Genomic DNA, 6,606 nt, shown 5'->3' on the forward strand with positions numbered 1-6,606 from the left:
CCCCTCCTGAAGGAACGTGCGCAGGCGGGCGTGGGCGCCGTCCTCGCCCGGGGTCCAGGCCGCGCGCAGGCCGCCGGCCCAGTCCGGCGCGGTGGGGATCAGCCCCCAATCCTCGAGCCGCTCGCCGTCGACGGCGCGGCCGGGGGCGGCGATGCGCTCCGGCGCAGGCAGCGGCGTGGGGGGCGGCGAGGCCTGCAGGCAGGCGCGCCAGAAGGGGGTGAACACCCGATAGGGTTCGCCCGCCCCGGTTCGGATCGTCCACGGCTCGAAGAGCAGGGCGGCGTTGAAGCTCTCCGCGCCGAGGCCGGCGCCGCGCAGACACGCCTTGGTCTCGGTGTCGCGGGCGACGGCGGCGGGCTCGTAGCGGCGGTTCCAGTAGACGGCGGACGCGCCGGTCTGGGCGGCGACCTCGGCCAGGACCTGCTGGGCTGGGCCGCGGCGCAGGACCAGGCGCCCGCCCCGGGCGGCCAGTCCCTCGGCCAAGGCCGCCAGGCTGTGGTGCAGCCACCAGCGCGAGGCGCCGCCGAGGGGCCAGTCGCCTTCGGCCTCCTCGTCCAGGACGTAGAGCGCCGTCACCGCCCGTCCTCCCGCGCAGGCCGCCGCAAGGGCGGGATTGTCGGCGAGCCGAAGGTCCTGGCGGAACCACATCACGGCGGGGGCGGAATCGGAGGCGCTCATCGCCTCACGATAGCCGCGGAGTCGGCGCATGTCGGTCGCTTCTGCACGCCAAGGTTCTGGACAAGCGGGAGATTTTCCCGCCTTAGGTGAGGTTAAGGCGCGTTGACCAGACCATCAGCCGAGCCGGTCCGCCGGCGCTGCGCGCACCAGGGGGCCTGATTGCCGACCATCGCATTCGTCAATCCGAAGGGCGGCGCCGGGAAGACCACGGCGGCCCTGCTGCTGGCGCTGGGCCTTAGTCACCAGGGGCGGCGGGTGGCCATGGTCGACGCCGACCCGAACCGGCCGCTGGTTCACTGGGCTTCGCTGCCTGGCAAGCCGGACACGATCACCGTGCACCCCGCGCCGATGGAGATGGACCTGCCGGACGCCCTGCGCGAGGCGCGGGGCAAGGCCGACTGGGTGATCCTGGACACCGAGGGCTCGGCCCGGGCGGGCCTGGCCTTCGCCGCCGCCAAGCCGGACATGGTGATCACGCCCCTGGCCTCCTCGACCCTGGAGGCGCTGCAGGCGCTGAAGGCGGCCGACATGGTGCAGGAGGCCAGCCGCAAGCTGCGCCGGCCAATCATCCACGTCTGCATCTTCACGCGCCTCCCGGCGGCGATCCGGCCGCGCTCGCTGCGCCAGGTGGTCGAACTGCTGAAGGAGCGCGGGATCGAGATCCTGCCGACGGCGATCATCGAGAAGGAGGCCTTCCGCGCCCTCTTCGCCATCGGCGGCGACATGGCCGCGCTGAGCCAGGCCGGGGTCCACGGCGCGTCCGCGGCAGCCGCCAACACCGCCGCCTTCGTCGAGGCGGTCACCGCCCTCCTGGAGCCGGAGGGGGCGCAGGTCCCGTCCTGATCCGGGACGCCCGGGGCGGGCACGGTTTTTGCGGCCCGGGCGGGCATGTCCGAGCCGCCGTCCCACGTCGCACGCCTGAAGCTGGTCGCGCCCGCGCCCGCGCCGCCGGGCGTGCGCGCGCGCCTGCTGGTGGTGACCGCGGGCGAGGCGCCGGCCTTCCTGGAGCCCCTGCGCGAGCGGATGACCGGGCTCGTGACCGTTCACCGGCTGGGCGAGGAGGCCGAGCCGGGGCTCGACGAGGTGCGTCTGGTGCTGTTCGCCCTGGACGGCGCGGCCGAGGGCCCGGCCGCCGCGCAGGCCCGCCGCATCGCCCTCCGCGCCGACACCTGCTGGATTCCGGTGCTGAACCGACCGAACGGTCCTGGGGCCGCTGCGGCGCCCGCCGCATGGGCGGGCCACGAGCGCAGGCGGGCTTATGTGCTGATGGGCGAAGTGATGAACGCCGGGCGCCTGGACCTGGAGCCCGGCCCCTCCGGCGGGAGGCGCGGCCTGGCCCAGCGCCTGGCCGCCGCGTTCGGAGCGCGCCAGCGCGATCGGGCCGGCGCGGCCGCCGACCTGGCCTTCGCCGAGGCGCCGCCCCAGGCGGTGGCGCAGCTCGCCGCGGCCTGCCGGGCCGCGGGCGCCGACGTGGCGACGGTCGACTACGCCCTGCAGCCGGACGGCGCGGTGCGGGTGATCAAGGTGCGCGCGGGCGTCGAACTTGCGGCCGAGGCGGGTCGGCTGGCGCGCCGCCGCCGCCTGGCTGAGCGCAACCGCCGCGTCCTGGACCGGCTGGCCGAGACCCTGGAGGCCGCCCTGGCCCGGGAGGCGGGGACGGGCCTCGGGCGCCGTTCGGCCGCCTAGGGCTGGCCGCGCCGCACCGTGCGGAAGCCGACGTGGGAGGCGCCGGTGTCCGGCGGACCGGGCTGGCGCGCCGGCGGGCGGTAGCGGAAGCAGAAGTCGTCGGCGCAGAGGAACGAACCGCCCTTGATCACGTGCTTGGGCAAGGTGGAGCCCGGTTCGGCGGGGTCGAAGGCCTCGGACACGTCCGGCCCTATGGGGTCCTGGCCCTCGGGGGCGTCGTGGCCGGGCTTGTACCAGTCGCGCGTCCATTCCCAGACGTTGCCGGCCATGTCGTAGAGGCCATAGCCGTTGGCGGCGAAGCAGCCGACCGGCGCCGGGCGGATTTTGTAGCCGTCGCCGCCGGTGTCCACGGCGGGGAACACGCCCTGCCAGTAGTTGGCCTTGGGCCGCTGCGGGTCGGAGGGCTCGTCGCCCCAGGAATAGCGGGCGTCCTTCAGGCCGCCGCGGGCGGCGTATTCCCATTCCGCCTCGGTGGGCAGGTCGCGGCCGCGCCAGCGGGCGTAGGCCAGGGCGTCCTCGTAGGCGACGTGGACGACCGGGTCGCGATCCTTGCCGACGATCGAGCTCTTCGGCCCTTGGGGATGGCGCCAGTCGGCCCCCTCGACCACGCGCCACCAGCGGCTGGGGTCGTTGCGCTCCGGGTCGGCGTCGGCGCCGGTGAAGACGATCGAGGACGGGCGCAGCCGGCTGGGATCGACGCCGGGGTAGTCCTTGGGGTCGGGGGCGCGCTCGGCCAGGGTGACGTAGCCGGTGGCCGCGACGAAGGCGGCGAACTCGGCGTTGGTGACCTCGGTGCGGTCAATGGAGAAGGGGCCGACGGCCACCTCGCGCACGGGGCCTTCCTCGGGCCGCACCCCCGCCGCGCCCATCCGGAAGGTCCCGCCGGGCAGGGCGACCTCGCCGGCGGGCTGGGCCGCGCAGGGGGCCGCCGCCTTGGCCGTCTCGACGGGGGCTGCGGCGTCCAGCGCGCCGCAGCCAGCCAGGAGCAGCGCGCCGCCGAGGACGGGCGGAAGGATGCGCACGGGACGGGATCGCCGGAGGTTCATGTTATTGGCACTGATAGTGCACAATTTTCCACGCCACGGAAACCCCGCCCCGCGCGGCGGGTTCAGACCTGGGCCAGAGCCTGGTCCAGGTCGGCGATGATGTCGTCGATGTGCTCCAGCCCCACGGAGAGGCGCACCACTTCCGGGCCCGCGCCCGCGGCCGCCTGGGCGGCTTCCTCGAGCTGGCGGTGGGTGGTCGAGGCCGGGTGGATGATCAGGCTGCGGGTGTCGCCGATGTTGGCCAGGTGCGAGAAGAGCTTGACCGCGCCGACCAGCTTGACGCCGGCTTCGTAGCCGCCCTTCAGGCCGAATGTGAACACCCCGCCCGCGCCGAGCGGCGCATAGCGCTGGGCCAGGGCGTGGTAGGCGTCGTCCGGCAGGCCGGCGTAGGAGACCCAGGCCACCTTGGGATGGGCCTTCAGCCAGCGGGCCACCGCCAGGGCGTTCTGACAGTGGCGCTCCATCCGCAGCGGCAGGGTCTCGATCCCGGTGAGGATCATGAAGGCGTTGAACGGCGAGAGAGCCGGGCCGAGGTCGCGCAGGCCCAGGGCGCGGCAGGCGACGATGAAAGCCACCGGCCCGAAGGCCTGGGTGAACACCTTGCCGTGGTAGCTGGGGTTGGGCGCGGACAGGTAGGGATACTTGCCGCCGGCCGTCCAGTCGAAGGTCCCGCCGTCGACGATGATCCCGCCCAGGGAGTTGCCGTGGCCGCCCAGGAACTTGGTCAGGGAGTGGACCACGATGTCGGCGCCGTGCTCCAGCGGCCGCACGAGGTAGGGCGTGGCCAGGGTGTTGTCGACGATCAGCGGCACGCCCGCCGCGTGGGCGACTTCGGCGACGCCGGCGATGTCGCTGACCACGCCGCCCGGGTTGGCGATGGATTCGATGAACACCGCCCGGCTGTCGGCGTCGATGGCCTTGGCGAAGTCCGCCGGCTCGCCGCTGTCGACGAAGGTGACGCCCCAGCCCATCTTCCTGAAGCTCTGGCTGAGCTGGTTGATCGAGCCGCCGTAGAGCTTGCGCGAGGCGACGATGTTGCGGCCCGGCTCCATCAGGGTGTGGAAGGCCAGGAACTGGGCGGCGTGGCCGCTGGCCACGGCCAGGGCGGCCGCGCCGCCCTCCAGGGTGGCGATGCGGGACTCCAGCACCCCGTTCGTCGGGTTGCCCAGGCGGGTGTAGATGTTGCCGCCGGCCTCCAGGTTGAACAGGGCCGCGGCGTGGTCGCTGTCGTCGAAGACGTAGGAGGCGGTCTGGTAGATCGGCGTGATCCGCGCCTTGGTGACCGGATCAGGCTGGGCGCCCGCATGGATGGCCAGGGTCTCGGGACGCAGGTTCGGCTTCTCGCTCATGGTTTCCTCGCACGTCGGGGCTCGCCGGCCCCATTCGGGCGCCCAGATAGCGTGCAAGCCGGCGGGTGTCTGCCCCTTCAGGCGTCCTGCGGCGTCAGCGAGAACGGAACGATGGAGCGCTCGAAGCGCGGCACGCTGAACCCGCGGTCCACCGGCGGGAAGGCGCGCTGGGTGCAATCGTCGCGCTCGCAGATACGGCAGCTCACCCCGATGCGCACGGCCGGCCCGGCCAGGTCCACCCCGCGCGAATAGACCAGGGCGTCGGCGTACTGGATCTCGCAGCCGAGGCCGAGGGCGTAGCGCCGGTCGGGCAGGTCATAGGCGCCGGAGCGCTTCAGGACGCTGCGGGCCAGGGACAGGTAGCGCGCGCCGTCCGGCATCTCGGCGACCTGCACCAGGGTGCGCCCGTCGTGGCCGAAGGCCTCGTGCACGTTCCACAGAGGGCAGGTCCCGCCGAAGCGGGCGAACTGGAAGCGGGTGGCGCTGTGGCGCTTGGTGATGTTGCCGGCCATGTCCACGCGCACGAAGTAGAAGGGCACCCCCCGCGCGCCCGGCCGCTGCAGGGTGCTCAGGCGGTGGCAGACCTGCTCGAAGCTGGTCTGGAAGCGCAGGGCGAGCTGGTCGAGGTCGTGGCGCAGGTCGTGGGCGGCGCCGCGGAAGGTCTCATAGGGCAGGAGCAGGGCGCCGGCGGCGTAGTTGGTCAGGCTGATGCGGCAGATCTCGGCGGCGGACTGGCTGCGCAGGCCCGCGTCGGACAGCTCCTGCTCGATCAGCTCGCCGAGGTCGGCGCCGACGATCTGGCAGGCGAGCTGGAACGAACGGGTCTCGGCCGGCTGGACGGTGTTCAGCGTCAGGGTCCGGCTCGCCGGATCGTAGCGGCGCATCAGGTCGCCGCCGGTGACGCGCTCGACCCGCACGCCGCGGGTCTCCGCCAGATAGGCCTCGAGCGCCTGTTCGGCCGCCGCGCCCTCGCCCAGGCCGCAGCGCCGGGAGAGCTCCTCGGCGGCGACGTCCAGGCTGTTCACGTAGTTGTTCTTGTAGTGGAAGTAGTCGCGCACCTCCTCGTAGGGCAGCAGGGCGCTCGCCGCGACGGTCTCGTCCAGGGAGATCGCCTGCTCGGTGGTCTTCAGCCGCTCGTCGATCCGCCGGTGGGCGCGGTGCAGGTTCAGGTAGTGGCGGGCGAAGTTGGGGGCGACGGTGGCCACCTGCTTGATCTCGGCCAGGGACGGGTGCGGGCCCTCGTCCAGGGGATCGGCGGTGGCTTCGCGCAGGTCGGCCATCAGCCGCTGCTCGTCGTCGGCGTCCAGGGACGCGGCGTCGACGTCGAACACCTTCATCATGGCGATCAGCACCCGCGCCGTGACCGGGCGCAGGTTGGCCTCCATCTGCGACAGGTAGCTGGTCGACAGCCCCAGCCGCTGGGCGCAGGCTTCCAGCTTCCAGCCGCGCTCCTCGCGCAGGCGGCGAATCTTGGGACCGACGAAGAGCTTCTGCTGCATTTCGCAATTTCACATACAGTGCGTCATGTGAAGCGAAGGCTTCACAAGTCAACTCGGTTTCATGTGACGAGGCGGCACGCAAGCTCTTTATTCTGCAGGCCTTCACATTTGGAACGGGCGTCGGCTTGCGGGTTTGCATCGTGGTATCGGGATTTCACAGCTTCTCAATTCGCAAGTCCCTCCGCGCAGGGGCCGGCGCATGAGCGCGCCCCTGTTCAGCAAGCTTTTGATTGCGAACCGCGGGGAGATTGCGGTCCGGATCATCCGCACGTGCCGTCGTCTGGGGATCTCGACGGTGGTGGTCTATTCGGAGGCGGACGCGGACAGCCTGGCGGTGGAGCTGGCGGA

General features: G+C 72.6%; 7 protein-coding genes. 3 read left to right on the forward strand and 4 right to left on the reverse strand.

Going from position 1 to position 6,606, the window contains the following annotated elements:
- Positions 1 to 708: deoxyribodipyrimidine photo-lyase (locus tag ACK4YQ_RS19485; protein WP_409613970.1), on the reverse strand; the 708-nt coding region annotated here is incomplete at its 3' end.
- 129 nt (positions 709 to 837) lie between these two features.
- Here ACK4YQ_RS19485 and ACK4YQ_RS19490 point away from each other — a divergent pair.
- A complete protein-coding gene (locus ACK4YQ_RS19490) occupies positions 838 to 1,521 on the forward strand; it encodes an AAA family ATPase (RefSeq protein WP_409613972.1) in 684 nt (227 codons plus the stop codon).
- A gap of 45 nt (positions 1,522 to 1,566) precedes the next feature.
- On the forward strand, positions 1,567 to 2,364 hold the full coding sequence (locus ACK4YQ_RS19495) for a hypothetical protein (RefSeq protein ID WP_409613975.1): 798 nt from the start codon (positions 1,567 to 1,569) through the stop codon (positions 2,362 to 2,364).
- Here ACK4YQ_RS19495 and ACK4YQ_RS19500 read toward each other — a convergent pair.
- The 3 genes from ACK4YQ_RS19500 to ACK4YQ_RS19510 form a co-directional block, all read right to left on the reverse strand.
- Complete coding sequence (locus tag ACK4YQ_RS19500; protein ID WP_409613978.1) at positions 2,361 to 3,386, reverse strand: formylglycine-generating enzyme family protein; 1,026 nt, start codon at positions 3,384 to 3,386, stop codon at positions 2,361 to 2,363. The genes ACK4YQ_RS19495 and ACK4YQ_RS19500 overlap by 4 nt on opposite strands.
- A gap of 86 nt (positions 3,387 to 3,472) precedes the next feature.
- Entirely contained in the window at positions 3,473 to 4,759 is a 1,287-nt protein-coding gene (locus tag ACK4YQ_RS19505) for an O-acetylhomoserine aminocarboxypropyltransferase (protein ID WP_409613981.1), read from the reverse strand.
- 77 nt (positions 4,760 to 4,836) lie between these two features.
- On the reverse strand, positions 4,837 to 6,258 hold the full coding sequence (locus tag ACK4YQ_RS19510; protein ID WP_409613984.1) for a short-chain fatty acyl-CoA regulator family protein: 1,422 nt from the start codon (positions 6,256 to 6,258) through the stop codon (positions 4,837 to 4,839).
- A 211-nt stretch (positions 6,259 to 6,469) separates the two neighbouring features.
- On the opposite strand from ACK4YQ_RS19510, the gene ACK4YQ_RS19515 reads away from it, so the two are divergent.
- A partial coding sequence (locus tag ACK4YQ_RS19515; protein WP_409613986.1) for a biotin carboxylase N-terminal domain-containing protein occupies positions 6,470 to 6,606 on the forward strand: 137 nt, incomplete at its 3' end.

Origin of the sequence: Phenylobacterium sp. (assembly GCF_046291545.1) — a bacterium.
GTDB lineage: Bacteria > Pseudomonadota > Alphaproteobacteria > Caulobacterales > Caulobacteraceae > Phenylobacterium.

Excerpts from the sequence above, each read along its gene's own strand:
- ACK4YQ_RS19495 (WP_409613975.1), top strand. The coding sequence starts at position 1,567 with ATGTCCGAGCCGCCGTCCCACGTCGCACGCCTGAAGCTGGTCGCGCCC.
- ACK4YQ_RS19505 (WP_409613981.1), bottom strand. The coding sequence starts at position 4,759 with ATGAGCGAGAAGCCGAACCTGCGTCCCGAGACCCTGGCCATCCATGCG.
- ACK4YQ_RS19510 (WP_409613984.1), bottom strand. The coding sequence starts at position 6,258 with ATGCAGCAGAAGCTCTTCGTCGGTCCCAAGATTCGCCGCCTGCGCGAG.